The organism is Bordetella tumbae (genome assembly GCF_965139195.1).
Taxonomy (GTDB): Bacteria; Pseudomonadota; Gammaproteobacteria; order Burkholderiales; family Burkholderiaceae_B; genus Bordetella_A; species Bordetella_A tumbae.
In genome coordinates, this window is the sequence record NZ_CBCSJH010000026.1 from 47,014 (window position 1) to 71,990 (window position 24,977).

At 60.1% G+C, this 24,977-nt stretch carries 23 protein-coding genes and 1 pseudogene; 18 read left to right on the forward strand and 6 right to left on the reverse strand.

Annotated elements, in window-relative coordinates:
• Nucleotides 1-3 precede the first annotated feature (3 nt).
• From ACNA0J_RS21470 to ACNA0J_RS21480, 3 genes and pseudogenes are all read left to right on the forward strand, one after another.
• Nucleotides 4-511 (forward strand): annotated as a pseudogene (locus ACNA0J_RS21470) (DprA-like winged helix domain-containing protein); the annotation flags it as partial.
• A 197-nt stretch (nucleotides 512-708) separates the two neighbouring features.
• Entirely contained in the window at nucleotides 709-1,617 is a 909-nt protein-coding gene (locus tag ACNA0J_RS21475; protein WP_415820916.1) for a hydroxymethylglutaryl-CoA lyase, read from the forward strand.
• Between the two features lie 12 nt (nucleotides 1,618-1,629).
• Entirely contained in the window at nucleotides 1,630-2,106 is a 477-nt protein-coding gene (locus tag ACNA0J_RS21480) for a hypothetical protein (RefSeq protein ID WP_415820917.1), read from the forward strand.
• A 225-nt stretch (nucleotides 2,107-2,331) separates the two neighbouring features.
• On the opposite strand, the gene ACNA0J_RS21485 is transcribed toward ACNA0J_RS21480, so the two are convergent.
• On the reverse strand, nucleotides 2,332-3,573 hold the full coding sequence (locus tag ACNA0J_RS21485) for an aminotransferase-like domain-containing protein (protein WP_415820918.1): 1,242 nt from the start codon (nucleotides 3,571-3,573) through the stop codon (nucleotides 2,332-2,334).
• 301 nt (nucleotides 3,574-3,874) lie between these two features.
• On the opposite strand from ACNA0J_RS21485, the gene ACNA0J_RS21490 reads away from it, so the two are divergent.
• Nucleotides 3,875-4,585 carry a YggS family pyridoxal phosphate-dependent enzyme gene (locus ACNA0J_RS21490; RefSeq protein WP_415820919.1) on the forward strand — a complete coding sequence of 237 codons (711 nt, stop codon included), beginning with the start codon at nucleotides 3,875-3,877 and terminating at the stop codon, nucleotides 4,583-4,585.
• 4 nt (nucleotides 4,586-4,589) lie between these two features.
• Here ACNA0J_RS21490 and ACNA0J_RS21495 read toward each other — a convergent pair whose 3' ends face one another.
• Nucleotides 4,590-5,087 carry a copper chaperone PCu(A)C gene (locus tag ACNA0J_RS21495; RefSeq protein ID WP_415820920.1) on the reverse strand — a complete coding sequence of 166 codons (498 nt, stop codon included), beginning with the start codon at nucleotides 5,085-5,087 and terminating at the stop codon, nucleotides 4,590-4,592.
• A 40-nt stretch (nucleotides 5,088-5,127) separates the two neighbouring features.
• Nucleotides 5,128-6,033, reverse strand: a complete 906-nt coding sequence (locus ACNA0J_RS21500; RefSeq protein ID WP_415820921.1) for a LysR family transcriptional regulator ArgP — start codon at nucleotides 6,031-6,033, stop codon at nucleotides 5,128-5,130.
• 148 nt (nucleotides 6,034-6,181) lie between these two features.
• On the opposite strand from ACNA0J_RS21500, the gene ACNA0J_RS21505 reads away from it, so the two are divergent.
• On the forward strand, nucleotides 6,182-6,817 hold the full coding sequence (locus tag ACNA0J_RS21505) for a LysE/ArgO family amino acid transporter (RefSeq protein WP_415820922.1): 636 nt from the start codon (nucleotides 6,182-6,184) through the stop codon (nucleotides 6,815-6,817).
• Nucleotides 6,818-6,944: 127 nt separating this feature from the next.
• Here the strand turns inward: ACNA0J_RS21505 and ACNA0J_RS21510 are convergent, their stop codons facing one another.
• Nucleotides 6,945-7,646 carry a Crp/Fnr family transcriptional regulator gene (locus ACNA0J_RS21510; protein ID WP_415808153.1) on the reverse strand — a complete coding sequence of 234 codons (702 nt, stop codon included), beginning with the start codon at nucleotides 7,644-7,646 and terminating at the stop codon, nucleotides 6,945-6,947.
• A 174-nt stretch (nucleotides 7,647-7,820) separates the two neighbouring features.
• Between ACNA0J_RS21510 and ACNA0J_RS21515 the strand changes: the two genes are divergently transcribed.
• The 7 genes from ACNA0J_RS21515 (at nucleotide 7,821) to ACNA0J_RS21545 (ending at nucleotide 16,335) form a co-directional block, all read left to right on the forward strand.
• Complete coding sequence (locus ACNA0J_RS21515) at nucleotides 7,821-9,797, forward strand: AMP-dependent synthetase/ligase (RefSeq protein ID WP_415820944.1); 1,977 nt, start codon at nucleotides 7,821-7,823, stop codon at nucleotides 9,795-9,797.
• Between the two features lie 3 nt (nucleotides 9,798-9,800).
• Nucleotides 9,801-10,598 (forward strand): ABC transporter ATP-binding protein, encoded by a 798-nt coding sequence (locus tag ACNA0J_RS21520; RefSeq protein ID WP_415820923.1) that lies wholly within the window; start codon nucleotides 9,801-9,803, stop codon nucleotides 10,596-10,598.
• Nucleotides 10,599-10,619: 21 nt separating this feature from the next.
• Nucleotides 10,620-11,549, forward strand: coding sequence for a branched-chain amino acid ABC transporter permease (locus ACNA0J_RS21525; protein ID WP_094824202.1), 930 nt, complete (start codon nucleotides 10,620-10,622; stop codon nucleotides 11,547-11,549).
• 10 nt (nucleotides 11,550-11,559) lie between these two features.
• Complete coding sequence (locus tag ACNA0J_RS21530) at nucleotides 11,560-12,624, forward strand: branched-chain amino acid ABC transporter permease (protein WP_415820924.1); 1,065 nt, start codon at nucleotides 11,560-11,562, stop codon at nucleotides 12,622-12,624.
• Between the two features lie 112 nt (nucleotides 12,625-12,736).
• Nucleotides 12,737-14,071: an ABC transporter substrate-binding protein gene (locus ACNA0J_RS21535; protein WP_415820925.1), complete on the forward strand. Its 1,335-nt coding sequence runs from the start codon at nucleotides 12,737-12,739 to the stop codon at nucleotides 14,069-14,071.
• 102 nt (nucleotides 14,072-14,173) lie between these two features.
• Complete coding sequence (locus tag ACNA0J_RS21540) at nucleotides 14,174-15,019, forward strand: ABC transporter ATP-binding protein (RefSeq protein ID WP_415820945.1); 846 nt, start codon at nucleotides 14,174-14,176, stop codon at nucleotides 15,017-15,019.
• Nucleotides 15,020-15,069: 50 nt separating this feature from the next.
• On the forward strand, nucleotides 15,070-16,335 hold the full coding sequence (locus ACNA0J_RS21545; RefSeq protein ID WP_415820926.1) for a phenylacetate--CoA ligase family protein: 1,266 nt from the start codon (nucleotides 15,070-15,072) through the stop codon (nucleotides 16,333-16,335).
• A 164-nt stretch (nucleotides 16,336-16,499) separates the two neighbouring features.
• Here ACNA0J_RS21545 and ACNA0J_RS21550 read toward each other — a convergent pair whose 3' ends face one another.
• A complete protein-coding gene (locus ACNA0J_RS21550; protein ID WP_415820927.1) occupies nucleotides 16,500-17,255 on the reverse strand; it encodes a hypothetical protein in 756 nt (251 codons plus the stop codon).
• Nucleotides 17,256-17,492: 237 nt separating this feature from the next.
• Between ACNA0J_RS21550 and pap the strand changes: the two genes are divergently transcribed.
• The 4 genes from pap to ACNA0J_RS21570 all read left to right on the forward strand — a co-directional run bounded on the left by pap (nucleotide 17,493) and on the right by ACNA0J_RS21570 (nucleotide 21,070).
• Nucleotides 17,493-18,962: a polyphosphate:AMP phosphotransferase gene (gene pap, locus ACNA0J_RS21555; protein ID WP_415820928.1), complete on the forward strand. Its 1,470-nt coding sequence runs from the start codon at nucleotides 17,493-17,495 to the stop codon at nucleotides 18,960-18,962.
• 18 nt (nucleotides 18,963-18,980) lie between these two features.
• Nucleotides 18,981-19,430 (forward strand): GNAT family N-acetyltransferase, encoded by a 450-nt coding sequence (locus tag ACNA0J_RS21560; RefSeq protein ID WP_415820929.1) that lies wholly within the window; start codon nucleotides 18,981-18,983, stop codon nucleotides 19,428-19,430.
• Nucleotides 19,427-19,891, forward strand: a complete 465-nt coding sequence (locus ACNA0J_RS21565; RefSeq protein ID WP_415820930.1) for an HIT family protein — start codon at nucleotides 19,427-19,429, stop codon at nucleotides 19,889-19,891. The genes ACNA0J_RS21560 and ACNA0J_RS21565 overlap by 4 nt, the downstream gene beginning before the upstream one ends.
• 162 nt (nucleotides 19,892-20,053) lie before the next feature.
• Entirely contained in the window at nucleotides 20,054-21,070 is a 1,017-nt protein-coding gene (locus ACNA0J_RS21570) for an amino acid ABC transporter substrate-binding protein (protein WP_415820931.1), read from the forward strand.
• Between the two features lie 18 nt (nucleotides 21,071-21,088).
• Here ACNA0J_RS21570 and ACNA0J_RS21575 read toward each other — a convergent pair whose 3' ends face one another.
• Complete coding sequence (locus tag ACNA0J_RS21575) at nucleotides 21,089-21,613, reverse strand: hypothetical protein (protein WP_415820932.1); 525 nt, start codon at nucleotides 21,611-21,613, stop codon at nucleotides 21,089-21,091.
• Nucleotides 21,614-21,901: 288 nt separating this feature from the next.
• Here ACNA0J_RS21575 and ACNA0J_RS21580 point away from each other — a divergent pair, with 288 nt between their 5' ends.
• Nucleotides 21,902-22,666, forward strand: a complete 765-nt coding sequence (locus ACNA0J_RS21580; RefSeq protein WP_415820933.1) for a uracil-DNA glycosylase — start codon at nucleotides 21,902-21,904, stop codon at nucleotides 22,664-22,666.
• 273 nt (nucleotides 22,667-22,939) lie between these two features.
• Entirely contained in the window at nucleotides 22,940-24,787 is a 1,848-nt protein-coding gene (locus ACNA0J_RS21585) for a DEAD/DEAH box helicase (RefSeq protein ID WP_415820934.1), read from the forward strand.
• Nucleotides 24,788-24,977 lie beyond the last annotated feature (190 nt).

The following is a 24,977-nucleotide window of genomic DNA, read 5'->3' on the forward strand; positions in this document are numbered from 1 at the left end:
CGNCGAGGCCGCGCGCCAGAGCGGCTCGCTCATCACGGCGCGCCTTGCGGGGGAAAGCGGCCGCGAAGTGTTCGCCATTCCCGGCTCGATCCATTCCCCATTATCACGCGGCTGCCATGCCCTGATCCGGCAAGGAGCGAAGCTCGTGGAGACGGCTCAGGACATCACCGATGAACTCGGTGGCGCACAGCCTGCCGCATCACGCGCCACGTCCCGCACGCGGACTCCCAAGCGCACCAGAGCCAGCGGGCAATCGTCCGATACATCGCCACCGCCATCCCGCACGGCAAGCTCGCCGGTAACCTCTGTCGACGATCAGAAGGCTGTGGCCGACGTCGATATACCCGAATCCCCACTGTTACAAGCGCTTGGCTACGATCCCCTGCATCTGGACGCCTTGCAAGCCCGCACCGGACTCGACATCCCCACCCTGACCACGCAATTGCTCGAGCTGGAATTGGCCGGCCATATCGCCCGGCTGGACGGAGGACAATTTCAGCGCCTCAGATGACTGGCACGGTGCCTGGCAAGCACGCTCTGTCGCCGGACGATAGTTAAATAGACGTTGCAACGTCTCAGCCAACGAGCACGGATGTTCAGCCCAGCTCTTTGTGCATCCGGTTCGGCAGCATAGGATTACTATATGTTAGTCATCAGCATCAATCGTAGGTATGCGTCCCACGGTACGCCGCCCTTCCAGGAAAAAAAATGAGTTTGCCTTCACGCGTCAAAATCGTCGAGGTTTCTCCTCGCGATGGTCTGCAAAACGAAAAAGAACTGATCAGCACGGACATCAAGGTAGAGCTGGTTGATCGCTTGACCGCTGCGGGGTTTCCCAATGTCGAGGCCACGTCGTTCGTTTCGCCCAAATGGGTGCCGCAAATGGCCGACGCTGCCGAGGTCATGTCGCGCATCCAGCGCAAGCCTGGCGTCATCTACTCCGTCCTGACACCGAACATGAAAGGCCTGGAGGGCGCACTGGCCGCCAAGGCCGACGAAGTCGTCATTTTCGGCGCAGCCAGCGAAGCGTTCTCGCAAAAGAACATCAACTGCTCCATCGCCGAATCCATCGCCCGCTTTGAGCCCGTTGCCGAAGCCGCTCGCGCCGCGGGCCTGCGATTGCGCGGCAGCATCAGTTGCGCGCTGGGCTGTCCCTACCAGGGCGAAGTCCCGATCGAGGCCGTCGTCGATGTCGCCCAGCGCTATCTGGCGCTAGGGTGCGATGAAATCGATGTGGCCGACACGATAGGCGTAGGCACGCCGCAGCGCGTGCGCGAGGTGATGGCCGCCGTCACCCGGGTGGTCGATCCCGGCCGGATTTCGGGACATTTCCACGATACGTATGGGCAAGCATTGGCCAACATTCTGGCCGCATTGGAAACCGGCATCAGCATTTACCACACGTCGGTCGCCGGACTAGGTGGCTGCCCTTACGCCAAAGGCGCGACGGGCAACGTCGCCACTGAGGACGTGTTGTACATGTTGCGCGGCCTGGATATCGAGACCGGCGTGGATTTCGATGCAGTCGTCGATATCGGCCAATGGATGTCGGCCAATCTGAACCGCAAGGGCGGCAGCCGTGCCGGCAATGCCATCGCCGCCAAACGAGCTGCATGATCGTCTGTGGCCATGAACCCCTTTGATACCTCCCCATCCACGGACGAACAAGCAACGCTGCTACGCGAGATCGGTCCCTTGCCGCTGTCTGGCCAGGCCTGGCCGGATTGGGTGCGTATTCTGGCCTGGATTATCTTGGCCATCATCGGCGTACAGATCACCCTGTCGGCCATACGGATGCCGCCCGAGCAAGTCAATTCAGTCGTTGCCGCAATCGTCATCCTGTGTTTTCTCGGATTGGTGTTGGTGTCATGGCACATGCAAAAATCCATTACCACCATCGACGAGGCAGGCCTGCATCAAACGTGGATTACGCGGCGTGAGGTAGCCTGGCAGGATATTCACTTTGCCAAATTCGTGCCGCTGCTGTTCTCGAAACGCTTGGTCGTTTTTACACAGCGCGGGCGGCCGGTTGTGTTTCAAGGCGGGACGAAGGAACTGCAGATCGCGTTTGCGAAGATATCGTTGTTATATCGGCGTCAGCGGTGAGCTGGGGCGGGGGATTCGGCGGAGCACGTGCGGGATGAGGAGGGGTCGGGACTTGCGGTAGGTTGGGTTCGACTTGCGGTAGATTGGGNNCTTTAGCCGCCGCAACGCTGCTCGCAATGTCTCTTAATTACGGCTTTAATTACGGTTGCCTTGGTTAGTAGGCCGGGCGCTATGCTTGTCGCATTTTGAGCTTGAGGGCTGCGATTAATGTGGGCGGGCCGTTGCTTACGCTGCCAATGAGATAGAGACTGGCGCATTTGCCTCGCAGGCATCCAGCGCACGGCCCAGACGGGTCATGCCTTCGGCAATCTGGCTTTCGTTCATGGTGGCGAACGACATGCGCATGGCGTAAAGGTCGGCCTGCGCCGGATCGGCGTAGAAGACTTTGCCTGGGACGTACACGACGCCTTGCTCAATGGCGTAGGGCAACAGGCGCGTCGCATCGATGTCGCCGTTGAGCCGAGCCCAGAAAAACATGCCGCCCTCGGGTTTGTTGAACACGATACGGCCGGCGAGCGACTGGTTCAGGGATTGCGCCATGGCATCGCACCGGGCGCCGTAGGCGGCCTGGATGCGGGGGACGTGCTGTGCGTAGCGGCCGTCGGCCAGGTATTGAGCAACGACTTCCTGAATCCAGGCCGATGACGCCATGTCGTCGGCGGCTTTGGCGCCGACGCAGCGACGGCGGACCTCAGCCGGGGCGACGATCCAGCCTATGCGCAAAGCGGGCGCCATGGTCTTGGACATGGTCGAGATATAAACGGCCCAATGGCGGGCCTCGCCCTCGGCCAACGCAGCAATCGGCGGAACCATGTCTCCGGCAAAACGCAGTTCGCCATATGGATCGTCCTCGACGATCAGAAACTGATGCTTGACGGCCAGCTCGAGCAGACGCAGACGCCGCTGCCGGCTGATTGTCGCGCCGCAGGGATTCGAGAACGATGCAACGACACAGACTATTTTGGGCTTGATACGGGCGGCCATCTCGTCCAGCGCATCAACGTCGACGCCATCTGGCCCCGAGGGCACCGTATGGACAGTGGCGCCGGTGTAACGCAAAGCCTGGACAGAGTTCGGAAACGCGGGACTCTCGATAATCGCGTGATCGCCGGGTTGCAACATGACACGGCTGACCAGCGCCAAAGCCTGCTGTGACCCGCCGGTGACGGCCAGCTCGGTGTCTGGATCGCAAACCAAGCCCCGTTCGGCTGTCAGGCGCGCGAGTTCCGTACGCAAGCTGGCTTGCCCGTCGATATTGGAATACTGCAGGCATGCCCCCAAGCGCGCCACGACTTGGTTCGAAGCCGCCGTCAGGCCCTCCACGTCGAACAACTCCTGCGCGGGATATCCCCCCGCAACGGAAATATTGCCCGGTTTCATGGCATACGGCATCAAGGAACGAATGGGCGAAGCGGGAGGCGTTTCGAACGGCGCGGCGAACGCGTAGCGGGGTGCTGCGAGCGACATGAGAAGGGCAAAGCCGGTAAAAGTAAGCGCTGAATCCAGCGTCAGCGTAGCGCCGGGCCGCAACAGACAGCTTAGCGCCCAACGGAATAAGTAAATGACAAAGAATTCTATGCCTGCCCCCGAGGACGGTCAACGACTGCTGCAGACAGCCCCAAAGGAGCTCAGGTACCGAAGCGCACGCGTCTCTTCACGAGCAGACCGCAATCGGCCCAGGCACACGCGCCTGCCCTCGCCAATGGGACATGGCCAATAAAAACACGGGCGCGATTATCATGATGCTTTTACCCAGTATTCATCCATTATGAGTATCGATGACTCGATGTCGACCCGCGTGGCCCAACTACGCGCCCGCATCGACGCGGCCTGCGCGCGCGCGGGCCGGCCAGCCGGCAGTGTCACACTATTACCCGTCAGCAAGACTTTCGGCCCCGACGCCGTACGCGAGGCGGCAGCCCTGGGTTTTACGCGTTTCGGCGAAAACAAAACGCAGGAAATTCGCCAGAAAATCGACGCGCTGGCAGATCTGCCCGTGCAATGGGTCATGATCGGCCACCTACAGACCAACAAAGCCAAAGACGCAGCGCGCGATGCCTCTGAAGTCCAATCACTGGATCGCCTGGAACTGGCTCACGCGCTACAGCGCCGGCTACACACCGAGGGCCGCGACATCGACGTGCTGGTGCAAATCAAAACCTCGTCCGAACCCAGCAAACATGGCCTGCCGCCCGAAGAGGCAGCCGATTTCTTGCGGACCGTCGTGCGGGAATGCCCCGCCTTGCATGTGAAAGGACTGATGACCCTGGCAGTACAGTCTGAAGACTCGCAAGCCGTACGTAATTGTTTTCGTGCGCTGCGCGAACTGCGTGACCGCCTGAAAGACGCGGCCATCGAGGGCGTTGAACTGGACAGGCTGTCCATGGGAATGAGCGGCGATTTCGAAATCGCCATCGAAGAAGGCGCCACCGAAGTCCGGATCGGCAGCGCGATTTTTGGCGCCCGGCACTACTCCTGACAGATCAGTGCTTCATATGCTCCATGTGTGCCCCATGACCCGCATCCGGCTGATGCCCGATATGCTTGACCTCGAACTTCACGGCCACCTCGCCCGCTTTCTCGAACTTCAGCGTAGCCGGCACCTCGGCCCCCGCAACGAACGGCTGTTTTAAATTCATGAACATCACGTGATAGCCGCCAGGGGCGAGCTTGACCTCGCCCTCGGCAGGCACCTCGATACCCTCCGGGAGATGGCGCATGCGAGCCACGCCCTTTTCGGCTTGTACGGTATGCAATTCAACCCGCTCGGCGGCATCGGAGCTCACCGACACAAGACGGTCAGCCGTCTTGGCGTCGTTATCAATGTCCAGATAGCCTGCCCCATTGGTTTGACCAGGCGCCGACGCACGCACCCAGAGATCATCGATCTCAATCTGTCCGACCTTGTAATCTTGAGCCCAGGCCGATGTGGCGGAAGACAACCCCAAGGCGGCGACCAGCGCCCATTGACGGAATTTCATGCAAAACCTCTCCGTGACGGTCAGCCTAAGCGCTGACGAGTTAACGCCGCCGAATCAGACCTCCGTCCGCGGCGGCAGCCAGGACCGCATCGGTCAGGGCCTCCATAGCCTGTGAGTTTACCCGCCAGTGTTGCCAATACAAGGGGACGTCCTCTGCCGCACGGGCACGTAATGGGACTAAAGCACCCGTGCCGAGCTCATCCTGAATCAAGGGCAACGGATTCATGGTCCATCCCAGACCGTCCCGCGTCGCCTGCACAAAAGCGCGCGACGAAGGCAGCCACCACACAGGCGGCTGCCACGGCTCCTCACCCATGACCTTGCGGGCAAAGCGCGCCTGCAATGCATCTTTGCGGTTAAACACCAGTACCGGCGCGAGAGCCAGGGTGCGCGCATTCACGCCTGCGGAAAAGTACTGCGCATGAAATGCAGGCGTACAAGTCGCGACATAGCGCATGCTGCCCAGGGCATGGATACGGCAGCCTTGCACCGGATCTGCCAAAGCGGTCACCGCCCCCAGCACCGAGCCATTGCGCAATAACGCCGCAGTATGGTCCTGGTCTTCGGATTGCAGATCCAGGGTCGCGCGGCTGCGGGCTGCAAAGCGCCGCGCAGCATCCATAAACCAGGTCTCCAGGCTGTCATGATTCACGGCCACCGTCAGACTGGCCTGTGTCACGGCGTCGTCCTCCAGGCCCAGACGATCCAGTGCATCATGCTCCAGCAAGGCCGTCTGATCGGCCAATTGCACCAGCACCTGTCCGTCGGGCGTAGCCACGACCGGCACCGTACGCTGCACCAGCAAACGCCCCATGCGTGCCTCCAGCGACTTGATGCGCTGTGACACCGCCGAGGGCGTCACATTCAGCGCGGCGGCTGCGCGCTCGAAGCTCCCTTCGCGCACCACAGCGGCCAGGGCGCGCAGATTGCCGTGATCGATTTTCATCTGTCGTTATTCCGGCAAACAGCGCCGTTCTCAATTTAGAAAAACTTAATCAACTTAAACAAAATTAGCTTTATTTCACATCTTGCGCAAGCCAAAATACGCTCCTGGCCGCGGCAATTGCTGCGGCGCTGTTTTGTAGATTGCAAAAATGTTCACGTTCGCCTCCTCCCCCGCCCTGTTTACCGCCTGGGCCAGTGGCACCGCCACCGGACTGGGACTATTTGCCGTGGTCGGCGCGCAAAGCGCCTTTATTCTGCGGCAGGGATTGATGCGCGCGCATTTGCTCAGCATCCTGGCGATTTGTGCCCTGCTGGACGGCATCTGCATATTTGCCAGTGTGTGGGGATTGCAGGCCGCGGTGAATTGGTTTCCCTGGTTGACGCATGCCATTCTGTGGTTCGGCGTCGCCTTTCTGGCTTGGTATGCCTTTCAATCCGCCCAACGCGCCATTCGGGCGCAAGGCAGTCTGACTGCCGCGCAGCATGCCGTTCCCTCACGTTCCGCAGCCCTGCTGGCGGCCGCGGGCTTCACCTTGTTGAATCCGCATTTCTGGCTGGACATCATGGTGATCGGCTCATTGGCACACGGATTCGATGATGCGCGGCTGGCCTTTGCTGCTGGCGCCGTTACCGCCAGCGTCCTGTGGTTGATCGTGCTGGGCGTCGGATCGCGCCTGTTTGCGCCCTATTTCGCCAACCCCAAAGCGTGGCGCATATTGGATGGCGTGATCGCCGTCATCATGGCTGCGCTGGCAATGCGATTGGCGTGGAATGGCCTGGCCTGAGCAATCATTCTGCCCACTGGTCGACAGCGTGATGTTTCACCGTCAACGATTACGCGATCGTCGTTGCTGACGTGGCGCTTACGCTGCGCGCCTCCTCATCATCTGCTTGCAGCGCAGCCCTTGGTGCTTACTCATCGCGCTGTCCGCTCACCGCGTCAGCGCCATAGCGTTTTAATCCGTTCAGATCCAGCACGCGCACCGCGCCATATTCCACCCGCAGCAGGCCGGCCTCCTCGAGTTTGCCCAAAGCTTGGTTGGCGCGCTGACGCGAGACGCGTGCCAGATAGCCGACTTCTTCCTGGGTGATGGTCAGCCGCATGCCCATCCCGGGATAAAGCAACGGATTGAACAATTCCGCCAGACAGCGTGCGACCCGGGCATCAGGATCGAGCAAACGGTCATATTCCGCCTTGCCGATAAATTGCGCCACGCGTTCGTTCAATTGATGCAGTAAATAGCGATTAAACGGGATGCTGGTGTCAAGCAACCATTCGAATGTCGCCGCCGGCATGCGTGCCACCACCGAATCGCGTAAAGCCACCACGTCGTATTTGCGCACTTCGCGCTTGAGCAGCGAGCCCTCGCCAATCCAGCCGCCGGCAGGCACCCCGGTCAACGAGGCGACTTTGCCCTCGGCGTTGCCCACCGACACTTTGATCAATCCCGCCAACACCCCGATCCACGCCTGGGCAAGCTCCCCTTTGCGTTCTATGATCGTTCCTGCCTGCACGGGCTGCACCACGATATCCCGCTCGACGCGCGATTTTTGCTCGTCGGTCAAGACTCGGAACCAGGCTGCGGCGAGATGCAGAGAATCGGTTAATTGCATCGGGAATACCCTAAATATTCTTGGAATGTCGTGATCATGACAGTTGGCGACTAACCAAGCTTATACCTTACTGTTGCCGTACATCGAAAATGAACTGGTCAAGCGCCACCCCGATGTTCATACCGCCAGTGTGAACATCGGACCAGTGGCCCCCAAACCGGAGGAGACAACGTGGTGCATGCACAGCCTGCCGTCGACGGCAACACGTCGGCCGCACCCAGCACCTTTCCCGGCCTGCTCTTGCAGCATGCCAGCGTACGCGGGTCGCGGCCCGCCATACGCGAAAAGGACCTGGGCATCTGGCAAACCCTGACCTGGAGCGACGTCGCGCGCGACGTACGCCTGACTGCGCATGGTTTGGCAGCGTTAGGGATAACACCCGGAATGCACGTCGCCGTCATTGGCGAAAACCGGCCACGCCTGTACATCGCCATGATGGCCACGCAGGCTCTAGGCGCCATTCCCGTGCCGCTCTACCAGGATGCCGTCGCACAGGAAATGGTCTATGTCCTGCAAGACGCCAGCATCACGGTCGCGGTAGTCGAGGATCAAGAACAAGTCGACAAGATGCTGGAAGTGCGCGATCAGTGTCCCGACCTGGCCCATGTGATCTATGACGATCCACGAGGACTGCGTCATTACGCCGATCCTATGCTGCGTTCATATGATCAACTGATGGCGACCGGCCAACAACACGCAGAACAGCATCCGGGATTTTTCGAAGCGTCCGTCGCCACCGTGCGGCCGCATGATGCCGCAGCCATGTTTTACACCTCGGGCACGACAGGCAAACCCAAAGGCGTCGTGTTGACCCACCATGCCTTGATCGATCGCGCCCGCGCCGTTGCCGAACTGGAAAAGCTCACCGATCAAGAAGACGTGCTGGCCTATCTGCCTCCCGCCTGGATCGGGCAGAACATGTTCTCGTACACGCAGCTGCTCGTCAGCGGTTTTACCGTGAACCACCCCGAGTCTCCCGAAACGATATCGATCGATATGCGCGATATCGGACCGACCTATTATTTCGCACCGCCTCGCGTGCTGGAAGGCCTGCTGACGCACGTGATGATCCGCATGGAAGACGCAGGCCGCATCAAGCGCAGCCTGTTTCAGGCCTGCATGAAATTGGCCCGCCGGGTCGGCGTACGTATTCTGGATGGCGAACCGGTCGGCCTGTGGGATCGGTTGCGTTATGCCTTGGGCAACATCTTGATCTACGGTCCGTTGCGCAATGCGCTGGGGATGAGCCGCGTGCGGGTAGCGTATACCGCCGGCGAAGCCATCGGTCCCGATCTGTTTGTGTTCTATCGGTCCATCGGCATCAATCTCAAACAGCTTTATGGCTCGACCGAGACCTCGGTATTTGTCTGCGTGCAACCCGATGGCCAGGTCCGTGACGATACGGTTGGCCCGCCAGTCAGCGGCGTGGAGATCCGCGTTGCCGACAATGGCGAGATTCTCGTCAAAAGCCCTGGCCTCTTTAAAGAGTATTACCGCAACCCTCAAGCCACCGCCGAAGCGCGCGATGCCGACGGGTGGTTCCACACCGGGGATGCGGGCTATCTGGATACCGACGGTCAATTGAAAATCATCGATCGCGCCAAGGACGTGGGCAAGCTCGCCGATGGCAGCCTGTTTGCGCCCAAATACCTGGAAAACAAGCTCAAGTTCTTTCCTCACATTAAAGAAGCCGTGGCCTTTGGTGCTGATCGGGATCACGTCTGCGCCTTTGTGAATATTGACCTGGAGGCCGTAGGCAACTGGGCCGAGCGTCGCGGGTTGCCTTATGCGGGTTACACCGATCTGGCGGGCAAAGACGAGGTGTACCGGTTAATAGAAGAATGCATCGAACAAATCAATGCCGATCTCGCTCTGGATCCCAAGCTCGCTGCCTCGCAGATTGCGCGTTTCCTCATTCTGCATAAAGAACTCGACCCGGATGATGACGAGTTGACGCGCACCCGCAAGGTTCGACGCGCCTTTATTGCGCAGAAATACGGTATGCTGGTCGACGCCTTGTTCGCAGGCTCAGACACGCAATACATCGAGACCGAAGTCAAATTCGAAGACGGCCGTATCGGCAAGATTGCGGCGGATATCAAGATCCGTCCGGTCAAAACCTTTCCCGCCATTACCGCTCGGGCCGCCTAGATCATGAGTCATACAGACCGCGACCAGCGTATCGGCAAGGTCATGCTCGACCTGCAGAACATTTCTCTGTCATTCGGTGGGGTGAAGGCGCTGACCGATATTTCATTCAATGTGCGCGAGCATGAAATCCGCGCCATCATCGGCCCCAACGGCGCGGGCAAGAGCTCGATGCTCAACGTCATCAACGGCGTCTATACGCCCCAACAAGGCGGCATCGAATTCGAGGGCACGCGCTACTCGCGCATGAACCCGCGCCGCGCCGCCGAAATGGGCATTGCGCGTACCTTCCAGAATCTGGCCTTGTTCAAAGGCATGAGTGTGCTGGACAACATCATGACCGGGCGCAACCTGCGGATGACCTGCGGCCTGCTCGCGCAGGCCTTTCGCTGGGGCCCCGCCGAGCGCGAAGAAATCCGCCATCGCGAGTTCGTCGAGAACATCATCGATTTTCTGGAAATCCAGGCCTATCGCAAAACCCCTGTGGGGCGTCTGCCCTACGGTTTGCAAAAACGCGTGGACCTGGGGCGCGCATTGGCAATGGAGCCGCGCCTGTTGTTGTTGGACGAACCCATGGCGGGCATGAACATCGAAGAAAAGCAGGACATGAGCCGCTTTATCTTGGACGTCAATGACGAGTTCGGCACCACCATCGTACTGATTGAGCACGACATGGGCGTCGTCATGGACATTTCCGATCGCGTTGTGGTTCTGGATTACGGCAAGAAGATCGGCGATGGCAAACCCGATGAGGTCCGCGCCAACGAAGCCGTCATCCAAGCCTATCTGGGCGTATCGCACTAGCACCAAGGCGGAAACAGAACCATGGGATTTTTTCTAGAAACCTTGTTCGGCGGCCTGATGAGCGGCATGTTGTATGCGCTCATCGGCTTGGGCTTTGTGCTGATATTCAAGGCATCGGGCGTGTTCAACTTTGCACAAGGCGCGATGGTCTTGGTGGCGGCGCTATCGATGGCACGATTCTCCGAATGGATCCCACGATGGCTGGGATTCGAGAATCTGCTGCTGGCCAACGTGCTCGCCTTCATCATCAGCGCCTTGCTGATGTTTGTGCTGGCGGTAGTCGTCGAACGCTATGTTCTCCGTCATCTCGTCAACCAAGAGGCCACCACGCTGCTCATGGCCACGCTGGGCATCAGCTATTTCCTGGATGGCCTGGGGCAGATAGCCTTTGGCAGCTCAGTCTACAGCATCGATGTGGGCATGCCTAAAGACCCGGCGTTTATTTTGGAGTCGGTCTTTGAAGGCGGTGTCCTGATCAACCTGGAGGACCTGACCGCCGCGGTCGTCGCCGCCCTGCTCGTTGCCGCGCTGGCCATTTTCTTTCAATACACCAGTACGGGGCGCGCGTTGCGCGCCGTCGCGGATGATCACCAGGCCGCTCAATCCATCGGGATCCCACTCAATCGCATCTGGGTCATCGTCTGGAGCGTAGCGGGATTGGTCGCTCTCGTCGCCGGCATTATCTGGGGCTCGAAATTCGGCGTGCAGTTCACCTTGTCCACGGCGGCACTGCGGGCCTTGCCTGTGGTGATCCTGGGCGGACTGACCTCAGTACCCGGCGCCATTCTCGGCGGGCTCATCATCGGTGTAGGGGAAAAACTGTCAGAGGTATATCTGGGCTCTCTGGTAGGCGGCGGCATCGAAATCTGGTTCGCCTACGTGTTGGCGCTTGTCTTCCTGCTGTTCCGCCCTCAGGGGCTGTTCGGCGAGAAAATCATCGATCGGGTCTGAGGGAGACATCATGTTCTATCGCGAAAACGGCCAATTCAAGACGGGCTATCGCGCCGACCAGCAGATCTTTCCGATCCGCCAGGACCGCATTTTCATGGTGCTGCTGCTGGCAGTGGCCTTTGTTGCGGTACCCATGTTGGCCAGCGATTATTTTCTGCGCGCCATCCTGATCCCGTTTCTGATCTTGTCGCTGGCAGCGGTGGGCCTGAACATCCTGGTGGGCTATTGCGGCCAGATTTCACTGGGCACGGGCGCCTTTATGGCGGTAGGCGCCTATGCGGCATGGAATTTCGGTGTGCGCTTTCCCGGCTTGCCACTGGTGATACAGATCCTGCTGGGGGGGTGTTTTGCCACCATCGTCGGTGTGTTGTTCGGCATTCCCAGTCTGCGCATCCGTGGTCTGTATCTGGCGGTCGCGACCTTGGCGGCACAGTTTTTTGTGGATTGGGCGTTCTTGCGCATTCCGTTTTTCACAAACTACTCCTCATCGGGCAGCGTGTCGGTGCCGCCGCTCAATGTCTTTGGCATGCCCGTGCAAACCTCGCTGCAACGCTACCTGCTCGTCCTGTGTTTTGTCGTGGTCTTTGCACTGCTGGCGAAAAACCTGGTGCGCGGCGCCATCGGCCGCCAATGGATGGCGATCCGGGATATGGACGTGGCAGCGGCGGTGATCGGCATCCGCCCCATGTACGCCAAGCTCACTGCGTTCGCCGTCAGCTCGTTCATCGTTGGGGTGGCCGGCGCATTGTGGGGCTACATCCACTTAGGCTCCTGGGAGCCCTTGGCATTCGATCTGGCGCGCTCGTTCCAACTGTTGTTCATGGTAATCATCGGTGGACTCGGCTCCATCGTCGGCAGCTTCTTTGGCGCGGCCTTTATCGTGCTGGTGCCTGTCGCACTGACCAATGTGCCGCATATGCTGGGGCTCTCGCTGTCGGTTGACACGGCAGCGCACGTCGAACACATGGTTTTTGGTGCGCTGATTGTGTTTTTCCTGATTGCCGAGCCGCATGGGCTGGCTCGACTCTGGGGTATCGCGAAAGAAAAGCTGCGAATCTGGCCTTTCCCGCATTGATGTTGCGTACTGTTCCCGGCTGCCGCCCGCCGTCCGCGACGCAGCAGTCTCTTTGACTACCCGGCTTCAGACCGGGCCAATCCTGGTGTCAATCACACCAAGCAGGAGGTAAATGGAGATGAAGCGTCTTAACTTGAAATGGGCTGCGGCCTGCCTGGCCGCCGCAGGCGCCCTCAGCGCCGCCGCGCCAGCACTGGCGGCTGAAGAGCAGTTCGTTCCGCTCTTGGTGTATCGCACCGGTTCGTTCGCGCCGCTGGGCATCCCCTGGGCCGACGGGAAACTGGACTATCTGAAATTGGTCAACGCACGCGACGGCGGCATCAACGGCGTCAAGATCACCTACGAAGAGTGCGAAACGGCGTATGCCACCGATCGTGGCGTGGAATGCTACGAGCGTCTGAAGGGCAAGAGTGGTGGAGCATCGGGTTTTGACACCCAATCCACGGGCATCACCTTTGCCGTGACGGACAAAGCCATCGTCGACAAAGTCCCGGTAGAAACGATGGGCTACGGCCTCTCGCAATCGGTCGACGGCAGTGTCTTTGAATGGAACTTCCCGTTGCTCGGCACCTATTGGACGGCAGCCGATGTCATGATCCAGGACATCGCCAAAAAAGAAGGCGGCATGGACAAGCTCAAGGGTAAAAAGATCGCCCTGGTCTACCATGACTCCCCCTACGGCAAAGAACCCATCGCGCTGCTGCAAAAACGTGCGGCCAAGGAAGGCTTCGAACTGCTGCTCTATCCGGTCACTGCGCCAGGGGTAGAGCAAAAGTCCACCTGGCTGCAAATCCGCCAATCGCGCCCCGCCTACGTGCTGCTGTGGAGCGCCGGCATCATGACGCCGACGGCCATACGCGAGGCCCAGGCCACAGGCTATCCGCGCGAAAAAATGTATGCCATCTGGTGGGCAGGCTCTGAGGGCGACGTCAAAGACCTGGGCACGGTTGCCAAAGGCTATAACGCGATCACCATCCACAACAGCGCTGCCCAGGGCAAGGTCTACGAAGACTTGAAAAAGTACGTCTACGACAAAGGCCAGGGCAGCGACGCCTCGGGCAGCTCCACGCTCGGTACGATCGCGCACACCCGAGGCATGATGATCTCGATGCTGCAAGTCGAGGCCATCCGCGCCGCGCAGGAAAAATTCGGCAAAGGCAAACACTTGACGCCCGAGCAAGTCCGTTGGGGCTTTGAAAACCTGAACCTGACTCAGGAACGCCTGAACGAATTGGGCTTTGGCGACATCATGCGGCCGGTGAAAACCTCGTGCAGCAACCACATGGGTGACGACTGGGCGCGCATCGTGCAGTGGGATGGCAAAGACTTCAAAGTCGTCTCCGACTGGTACCAGGCCGACAAGGCGGTTACCGGGCCGCTGGTGAAAGAGGCGGCAGAGAAATACGCCAAAGAAAAGAACATCACGCCTCGCAAATGCGAAGGTTGATGTGAACCAGCCGCCGGCGCCTCGTGCGTTGGCGGCTACCACGCAGGAACTGCTATGACTGCTGCAAACACTGCCCAACCGTCCGCCGTGGCCAGCACCCCGATGACAAACTCGGGGGCAGCCAAGGCAACGGCACCCGACATCGCTGCACCGTTGCTGGACGTCAACGGTATCGAGGTCATCTACAACCACGTGATCCTGGTGCTGAAAGGTGTCTCGCTGCAAGTCCCCGAAGGCCGCATCGTCGCCTTGCTGGGCGCCAATGGCGCGGGCAAAACCACGACACTGCGCGCTGTGTCGAATCTCCTGAAGGGCGAGCGTGGCGACGTCACAAAAGGCTCCATTCAATACCGCGGTCAACGCATCGACCAGCTCTCGCCTGCCGAGCTGGTAAAACGCGGCGTCGTACAGGTCATGGAGGGCCGCCATTGTTTCGCCCATCTGACCATTGAGGACAACCTGCTGACGGGCGCCTATACCCGAGACCTCAGCCGCGGCGACACGGCAGTAGCCTTGGACCGCGTCTACCAATATTTCCCGCGCCTGAAGCAACGGCGCACGAGCCAGGCGGGCTATACCTCGGGCGGCGAACAGCAAATGACCGCGATCGGTCGCGCGTTGATGGCCAACCCCAACATGATTCTGCTCGACGAGCCCTCCATGGGCCTGGCGCCTCAAATCGTCGAGGAAATTTTCGAAATTGTGCGAGACCTGAATCAACGGGAGCGCGTGAGCTTTCTATTGGCCGAGCAGAATACGAACATCGCGCTGCGCTATGCCGACTACGGCTACATCCTGGAAAACGGCCGCGTCATGATGGACGGCGATGCCGGCGAGCTCAGCCGCAATGAGGACGTCAAAGAGTTCTACCTGGGCATCTCCAGCGGAGAACGCAAAAGCTTTCGCGATAACAAGTTCTACCGGCGCCGCAAACGCTGGCTGGCTTGACCCTTAATGCCTTTGTTTACGCCTTTTGGCCTTTCATAGAGTGCGATCACATGCCTGCGTTTTTTGATGCACTGGAAACCCGCGCCCCCGAACAGCGCGAACGCGATCTGATGGCGGCATTGCCGGGCGTTGTTGCACATGCCATGGCTCGAGCACCCGCCATTGCCGAACAATTGCACGGAGTCGATCCACGCGGCGTGGATTCACGCCAGGCGCTCGCAGCGCTTCCCGTTTTGCGCAAGCACGAATTGCTGGAAAAGCAGCAACATAGTCGTGCCAGCAACCGTCCTGCCAGCCCTGCCAAGGCCTTTGGCGGGTTTTCAACCATCGGTTGGGGGCAAGCGCTGCGCGTCTTTGCTTCGCCTGGCCCGATCTACGAACCGGAAAGCAGTCGCGCCGACTATTGGCGTTTTGCCCGCGCACTCTATGCGGCAGGGTTTCGGTCTGGCGAGTTGGCGCACAACTGCTTTTCATATCACTTCACCCCCGCGGGCTCGATGATGGAAACCGCAGCCCATGCCGTAGGCTGCACGGTTTTTCCTGGCGGCACAGGTCAGACTGAACAGCAAGTCCGTGCCATAGCCGATCTGGCGCCCAGCGGCTATCTAGGCACGCCGAGCTTTCTGAAAATCATTCTGGAAAAAGCCGATGAGCTGGGCGTGACATTACCGTCGCTGCGCCGCGCGCTCGTATCGGGAGAAGCCTTTCCTCCTTCGCTGCGAGACTGGCTGACAGCACGCGGTATAGATGGCTATCAAGCCTATGGCAGCGCCGACCTCGGCATGATTGCCTTTGAAACGCCGGCCCGCGAGGGCTTGGTCGTCGGTGAGGAAATCATCCTGGAAATCGTGCGCCCCGGCACCGGCATACCAGTGCCTGAGGGCGAGGTCGGAGAAGTCGTCGTCACTACCCTGAACCCCGACTATCCCTTGGTGCGCTTCGGTACCGGCGACCTGTCTGCGGTACTGCCCGGCACGTCGCCCTGCGGCCGCACGAATCTGCGCATCAAAGGCTGGATGGGCCGCGCCGATCAGACTACCAAAGTCCGAGGCCTGTTTGTCCATCCCTCGCAGGTGGCTGAAATCCTGGCGCGCCATCCCGAAATCCGCCGAGCGCGGCTAGTCGTCAGCGGACAAATGGGCAGCGATCGCATGGTGCTTCAGGTCGAGACCGACGATCACTCCGAGGCCCTGGCCGAACGCATCGCGACCTCGGCCCGCGACATCACCAAACTGCGTGCCGACGTGCAATGGGTCGACGCGGGCAGCCTGCCCAATGATGGCAAAGTCATCGACGATATACGTTCTTACGACTGACGCCGCCGTAGCGCGAGCTGACATGCAATCGGCGCGTCCATCAGGATGCGCCGATTGCATTTTGGGTGAACCGCTGAGCATGTCGAGATTGGCGAATTCGATAACCGCTAGGCCTGTCATTTTCCCGGACTACGTTTTACCAAGCTGGCTTATGGCTCATTGGCTCAGATATAGGCAACGAGGTTGCGGCGCGGCGTATGCTGCACCACCGAGGCCATCAGTTCATCTTTCGACACGATGTCAGAGCTCGCCGGACGCGCAGCCACGATCGCAGCGATTTCGGCCTCGTCCCACACCAGAACGTCGGCCACGTTGCCAGCCAGAATCGCGGCCACGTCGACCTGTCCGTGGGGCTGCGCCTTGAAGACGGCGACCATCGCGGGAGTAATGTCCTCGGGGTACAGATCGCAGTCGGCCTTGATGGCATTCCACGTATCCAGGATATCGCCGAAGCCATTGCCAGTCAGCCCCATGTCACCCCCGTCGGTTTTAAACGCCGAGTATGCGATTTCTTCGGGGTTTTTCTTCTTGCTCAGACCCTCGTAGGTGGCATTGTCCGACCCATACGTCCAAAGGTTGCGAGCCCAGATGTAAATCTGCCCATACCAAGAGGTTTCGGCTTGATGGGCCTTTTTGATCGAGTCCCGAGTATCGAACGCTTTACGCGCCAATTCCTCGCCAAAGCATTCCTGGTTGTCATGGTAGATCGCAGCCTCCTTGACAAAGGCCTCATAGGCTTTGTTGACCGCCGCGTTATAACTTTCACGCACGTCGCTATCGCTGCGCGGCTGGGTCCGCGCCGTCGTGGCGTCGACCTCCGGTCTGTAGGCGTTGCGCAGCAGGGTCGCGCCGGTCGTCATCGAACTATGGACGTTACGCAGCAGGGCCCCGCCGATCGTCATCGAACTCATCACGTTCATTTGGTTTATTCCCGTTATCTCAAGTAAAAATTGCCACAAAACAACACCGATATGGCCACTCTGAGTAACCCTCCCAATGATCTTGTTCCATGAAATCCCTAATTGCCGATTTTCGTTTGTCAGCATGACAGGGCACCGACCTGCTTGGGCCGCCTCGTAGCGGTCACGATTTGCTTGTGCCTCATTCCGATATCCTGCACCATCGGACATCTCCACTTTCGCCCCGAGATGCCACCCATGTTTGCAGACGCCCAGTCCGATCCCTCGCTTTCCAAAGAAGAATTCGACGCGCAGGAACCACGGCTGCGCGCTGCCTTGCTCAAAGCGCAGTATCGGCTGCTGGAACGGGCTGACCGCAGCCTGTTGATCGTCGTATCGGGGATAGATGGGGCAGGCAAAGGCGGCGCCATCAATCTGCTCAACGAGTGGATGGATCCCCGCCATATCCACACCCTGGCGTTTGGCGCGCCAACCTTCGACGAACAGGAGCATCCTCCGTTCTGGCGCTACTGGAATGAGCTGCCAGCCAAGGGCAAGACCGGCATTGTGTTCGGCTCGTGGTACGTGCCGCTATTACTCGAAGCCTCACGCAAAAAACCACGGCCGCGTCGAATGACAACCTACGCAGAAGCGATCACGCGCTTTGAGGCTGGGCTCGCCGCCGAGGGCGTACAGATCATCAAGCTCTGGTACCACCTCTCGGCCCAGGCCCAAGCCGACCGCACCAAGGTGCTGCTCTCCAGCCCGGAAACCGCCTGGCAGGTCAAGCCCGCTGATCGTAAAGTCCACAAAAAGTATGACCGGATCTGCCGTGCGGGCCAGCAAGTCATCGAGCATCTGAATCCCCCTCACGCTCCTTGGACCATCATCCCCAGCGCAGACGAGCATATGCGTGCAATACGCACAGCACAGGCTGTGCAGCAGGCCCTGCAGCATCGCTCTCCCACACCCAGGGCACAGGTTTTCAACGCACCCGGTCTCGCCAGACGGCACAGCCCCGACCGTCTGGCGCAGCTCGATTACCACACCAAATTGGACAAGGAAGATTACGAGTCCGAACTCGGCTTGCTGCAGGGCCAACTCGCCCGCGCAGTCCGATCAGACGCGTTCAGAGAACGTTCTTTGATCCTGGCCTTCGAGGGGCAGGATGCCGCCGGCAAAGGCGGTGCCATCCGCCGCGTCACACACGCACTCGATCTGCGGCAAGTCGATATCCACCCGATCAGCGCCCCCACGCCTGATGAACTGATGCACCCCTATTTGTGGCGGTTCTGGCGCCGCCTGCCGCGGCAGGGCCGCATCGCGATTTTCGACCGCTCCTGGTACGGCCGCGTGTTGGTCGAACGTGTCGAGGGGTTTGCCTCGACCGCCGACTGGCGGCGTGCCTACGCAGAGATCAACGACTTTGAACGCCAGCAGACCGATCATGGCACGATCGTGCTGAAATTTTGGTTGGCCATTACCCCCGAAGAGCAACTGCAACGCTTTCACGAACGCGAACGCTCGCCTTTCAAGAATTTCAAGATCACGCCCGACGATTGGCGCAACCGCGAAAAATGGAAGCAATATGCCAGCGCCGCCAACGACATGTTGGCGCGTACCGATACGGAACATGCACCGTGGCACGTCATCGGCACTAACGACAAACGCTATGCACGCGTACACGTGCTAAAAAACATCGTCGCAGCGCTGGAACAAACCCTGTAACTTCCCTGGTGACCCATCATGGCTCAATCTCCTGATATCCGCCCCGTTTCCGATACCGATTTCGATGCCTGGCTGCCGCTATGGAAAGGCTATCAAGCGTTTTATCAGGTCGATATCCCTGAAAGCGCCACGCGCACCACCTGGGCCCGGATGCTGGATCCCACCGAGCCTGTCCACGCCGCGCTGTCCTATCACGAAGGACGGGCAGTAGGGTTGGTGCACTGGATATTTCATCGGTCGACCTGGACGCCTGGCGATTATTGTTATTTGCAGGATCTGTTTGTCGCGCCGGACGTACGCGGCGGCGGCCACGGCCGCCACCTGATCGAGCACGTCTACGCACAGGCTCGCGCCGCCAACGCCGCTCGCGTATATTGGCTGACCCATGAAACCAACACCACCGCGCGGCAGCTCTACGACCGCGTGGCCGACCTACCCGGCTTCATTCAATATCGGAAAGTCCTGTGAGCGCACGCGACCCTAATTGCCCTCTCTGCCGCGAAGACGGCGGCACTGTCCTATGGCGGGGCACGCACCTGCGTGTGATCGAGGTCGAGGATGCCGATTACCCGGGCTTCACGCGTGTCATCTGGCACGGCCATCTGCCGGAAATGACCAGCCTATCTACGCACGGGCGCGATTTGATGATGCGCGCGGTCTATACCGTGGAACAAGTGCAGCGCGACATCCTTGCCCCAGACAAGATCAATCTGGCATCGCTGGGCAACATGGTGCCGCATCTGCATTGGCACGTGATACCGCGTTGGCAAGGCGACCGGCATTATCCGGACGCGATCTGGGCTGCGCCTCGTGTGCCGCCGGGCACAGAATCTGCGGACTGGCACACGAGACAGGCGCAAACCCGGCAGCTGCTGTCTCGCTATCGCGACCGCTTGGTCGAAGCAATGAACGCCCTGCTCTGGCACTGACGGACAGGTGAACTCTCCCGCTTGGACTCACCCCAATCCGCCACCGCGTAGAATCCTTATTCCATCCCGTTATTTGGCAAGCCCGAACAAGCTCGTTACGCTGTCGGGTTCGCACATACGGGCCGCTTTGATCGTCGGCTTAGGTAGAGGGAGAAGCACACCATGAAAATCACGAAAGGCCTAATCGCTGCCGCTTTGTTGCTCGGCACGTTCGCTGGCGCACAAGCCGCCACACTCGATGTCGTCAAAAAACGCGGCGAAGTCCGCTGCGGCACTACCACGGGGTTTGCGGGTTTTTCAGCACCGGACGCCAAAGGAGTCTGGCGCGGTCTGGACGTGGACCTATGCCGCGCCGTCGCCGCCGCTGTCTTTGGCGACGCCACCAAATTCAAAGTCGTCCCGCTGAATTCTCAGCAACGCTTCACCGCGCTGCAATCGGGCGAAATCGATGTGCTGACGCGCAACACGACCGTCACCCAACAGCGTGACACTGCGCTCGGCCTGATCCATGCGGGCATCAATTTCTATGATGGCCAAGGCTTTCTCGTTCCCAAATCGCTGGGCGTGAAAAGCGCAACTGAGCTCAACGGCGCCACGATCTGCCTGCAAACGGGCACGTCCAATGAAAACACCTTGGCCGATTGGGCACGTGCTCACAAGGTGGAATACAAACCCGTCGTCATCGAAACCTTCGACGAGGTCGTCAATGCCTTTGCCTCGGGCCGCTGCGATGTCTTCAGTACCGACGCATCCGGTCTGGCATCGATCCGGATTTCCAAGCTGCAAAACCCGGACGATTATCTCGTCTTGCCCGAAATCATCTCGAAAGAGCCGCTCGGCCCCTTTGTACGCCAAGGCGATGATCGCTGGCTGAATATCGTACATTGGTCATTGTCTGCCATGATCGAGGCCGAGGAATACGGCATCACCTCGGCTAATGTGGACGAGCAAACCAAAAACACAAACCCCAATGTCCAACGCATTCTCGGCGTGACGCCTGGGGCGGGTGCCAACATGGGTCTGGATGACAAGTGGGCGTATCACATCATCAAACAGGTCGGCAATTACGGCGAGAGTTTTGATCGCAACGTCGGTGCGGGCAGCCCACTGAAAATTGCGCGCGGCTTGAACGCCCAATGGAATCAGGGCGGGTTGATGTACGCGCTGCCTATACGCTGACAGGCATGGGCGAATCGATCAGTTGATGCTGTATCCCTTGCCCTTGAAACACGCTCCCATGGCGCGCGTGTAGGACTCAGCCGATGCACTCGTGGTGTATTCGGTGATGTTGTCAGGATCCAGCCCGCTCTGGTTCATTGCCCAGTTTTCGCAATCCAGGCGATCCTGCTGTTGCTGGGAGTCGCTTTGCCCGTTAGCCGGATAGGCAACAACGTTCAGGCTGGATGACGCCACGGTCACTCGTGGCGTCGCATAGGTCACCACAGGTGCCGGCGTCACGTAGGTGACAGGCGGAGCCACATACGGTCCGGGTGAGTAATACACGGGAGGCGAGGTATAGCTGACGCCGCTGTATGCGTAGCGTGGACCGCTGGTCAGCGCCAATGCCACGCCGGCACCTAAAAGCGCCCCGCCAATCCACCAGCCCGAACCGCCGTAATAACCACCGTGATAATGGCGGTACCCGCCGTGGGCAGAAACTTGCCCGCTACATGCGGCCAGCGCAACGGCCAGCGCCGCCGCACGCCAAAATCGGGACTTCATAACTGTCTTTCCTGAAAAACAGCTCAGTCGCGACATGCCTTCATGTCATCAAACGCCGAGCCGATACTGCGGTATAGCGTGTTTTACTTTACTCCCGAGCGAGAAGTCTGTCTCGCATCGAGGTGCGATGAAACGCGGAAATGACTACAAGCTGTTTCCAACGCGGCAAATACTGCCGCGCCGGACGCTGTCCAGGGTCTTATTTCGAACTTCAGCTCGGACGTTCTAATGGATGTCTGCCTGAAAGGCCCCGGCATGATTGGCTCAGTCATGTGCCAAAATTCCACCATGGCACATGACAATCGCTTGCACAAGAACACGTTGGCTGCGCAAGCCAGCCATCTACCCACTGCCTGGCAGGCTGCCCTACAGGCTCCTGGCGTCGCGCAGGCGCTTTCCGGGATCATCGACCACGTCGAAGCACGCCTGACCGCCGGTGCGGTGGTGTATCCAGCTACCCCTTTTCGCGCCCTGGATCATCTGGCGCCAGCCGACGTGCGAGTCGTGATTCTGGGTCAGGATCCCTATCACGGCCCGGGCCAGGCTCAGGGACTGGCGTTTTCTGTACCCGATGACTGCAAGCGCCCTCCCAGCTTGCGCAACATCTTTAACGAGATTGCCAAGGATTTCCCCGGCACGTCTTTGCCTCGAGGCAATGATCTGTCCCCCTGGGTCGGCCAAGGGGTCTTGCTGTTGAACACTTCGCTGACTGTCGAGGACGGCCAGCCCGCATCGCACGCCAAGCGAGGATGGGAAACTGTGACCGATGCCCTGATCCGCCTGGTCGCCCGCGACCCCGCCCCCAAGGCCTTTCTGCTCTGGGGCGCCCATGCGCAAGCCAAGCAATCGTTGCTGCCAAGCAACAGCGATCACCTGGTATTGACGGCCAATCATCCCTCGCCGCTGTCCGCGCGCCGCCCTCCTGTTCCCTTTCTGGGCTGCGGACATTTCGCCAAAGTGAACACGTGGCTCATTGACCAGGGAAAACCCCCTATTGACTGGGCAATAGAAAAAAACCAGGGGGCTGTACTCCAAGGGGAATTCAGGTTATAGTCGCGGCACTGCACAAAATTGTTCTGGCATTTCATACGCGTGTAATTGCGCGATTGGTTTTCGCAGTCATAGTTTGTCGGGGAAAGTTGCCCGACCTTATGCCGAACACCATCGATTCCTGACCTCCTTTCCTTCCGCCTCGCGTTTCAGAAAACGCGCCGTGCGCACGGTTGATCCGGTCGGCCCGATGCTCCATCAACCGTCGCCCGGATCTCGCCGCTATTATCTCGGCTATCCCGGCACATGCGCCGCTTTATGCGGCAAGGACAAGTAATGTCTTTTGAAACGCTGGGTCTCGCTCCTACTCTGTTGTCGGCCCTCCAAGAAGCCGGTTTCTCCGCCCCCACCCCTGTTCAAGCCGCTGCGATCCCCCAAGCACTCGCCGGCCATGACCTGATGGTGTCCTCGCAAACGGGTAGCGGCAAGACCGCCGCATTTATGCTGCCTGCGTTGAACCGCATTGCTGGCCAGCCTGGCAACAAGGGCGTAGGCGTGCAGGTACTGGTCCTGACGCCCACCCGCGAACTGGCTCTGCAAGTCGCCGAAGCCACCGGCTCCTATGGCCGCAATCTGCCTGGCCTGCGTACCGCCACTGTAGTAGGCGGCATGCCCTATGGCGCCCAATTGAAAGCCCTGTCGCGTCGCGTCGACGTGCTGGTTGCCACGCCGGGCCGCCTGCTCGATCACCTGAAGGCCGGCCGCGTCAAACTGAACACGGTCCACACGCTGGTGCTGGACGAAGCCGATCGCATGCTGGACATGGGCTTTATCGAGGACATCGAAACCATCGTCGCCCGCTTGCCCCAAGAACGCCAAACGTTGTTGTTCTCGGCAACGCTGGATGGCACCGTGGCCAAGCTGGCCGCAGCCATGATGCGTGAGCCTCAACGCATCGAAATCGCCGGCCAGAAAGACAAGCACACCAACATCACGCAAAGCCTGCTGTACGCCGACGACGCCAGCCACAAAATGCAATTGCTGGATCACGTGCTGCGTGACGCCAAGCTGGATCAAGCCATCGTCTTTACCGCCACCAAGCGCGGCGCCGACGATCTGGCCGACCGCCTGGCCGACCAGGGCTTTGCCGCTGCAGCGCTGCACGGTGACATGAACCAGCGCCAACGCACCCGTACCTTGACCCAGTTGCAACGCGGCCAATTGCGCATTCTGGTTGCGACCGACGTCGCAGCGCGCGGTATCGATGTGCAAGGCATCAGCCACGCCGTCAACTTCGATCTGCCGATGCAAGCCGAAGACTACGTGCACCGTATCGGCCGTACGGGCCGTGCCGGCCGTGATGGCCAAGCCTTCACGCTGGCGACGCACTCCGAACGCCACAAGGTCCGCCGTATCGAGCACTACATCGGCCAATCCATCACGCCGGAAACCATCGCCGGTCTGGAACCCAAGCGCACGCCGCGTCCGTTTGCGGGCGGCGGCGCCGGCCGTGGCGGCAAGCCCTTTGGCAAACGCCCCGGCGGGTTCGGCGGCGACCGCCCGTTCCGTGAAGGACGCGGCAGCCATGGCGGCGCCCGTGCTGACGGCCCCCGCGAAGGCGGCTGGCGCGGTGGCGAGCATAAATCCCGCGACGGCGGTGCCCGTGGTGAATTCCAACCGCGTGGCGAGTTCAAGCCCCGTGGCGATTTCCAGCCCCGCGGTGAGTTCCAATCTCGTGGTGAATTCAAACCCCGCGGCGATTTCCAGCCGCGCGGCGAGTTCAAGCCCCGTGGTGACTTCCAGCCCCGTTCGGGCGGCCCGCGCGGCGAGTTCCAACCGCGTGAAGGCGGCTGGCGCGGCCGTGACGAGCGTCCCGCAGGCGCCCGTCCTGCCCGTTCGTTCGGTGACCGCCCGCAGCGTGGCGACTGGCGTGCTGAGCGCGATGCCCAACCGACCGCAGGTTTTGGTGACCGCCCGCAACGCGACGGCCAACGCGGTGAATTCAAACCTCGCGGCGAGTTTCAAGCCCGTGGTGAATTCCGCCCCCGCGCCCACGCCGAAGGCGAATTCCGCGGCGCAGAGCGCCGTCCCAGCGGTTTTCGTCCCTCGTCCAAGCCGTTTGCCCAACGCGACGGCGGCCCGGGCAAGCGCTTTGGCAAACCCGCTGGCGCACGTCGCGACTAAGTCCACGATGGAATCCGCGACGGCATCCATGACGTCGCGGGCGCCCATCCAGGAACGGCTCCTGTATTAGCTGCCGTTTCGCGATCAGCCTCCACACTGCCCGCCCTGCCGTTTCTGACGGTCCGGCGGGCAGTGTCACATTCGAGCCTCGCGCGCCATGCGGATCACTCCCACCCGGCCAGCGTGGGAC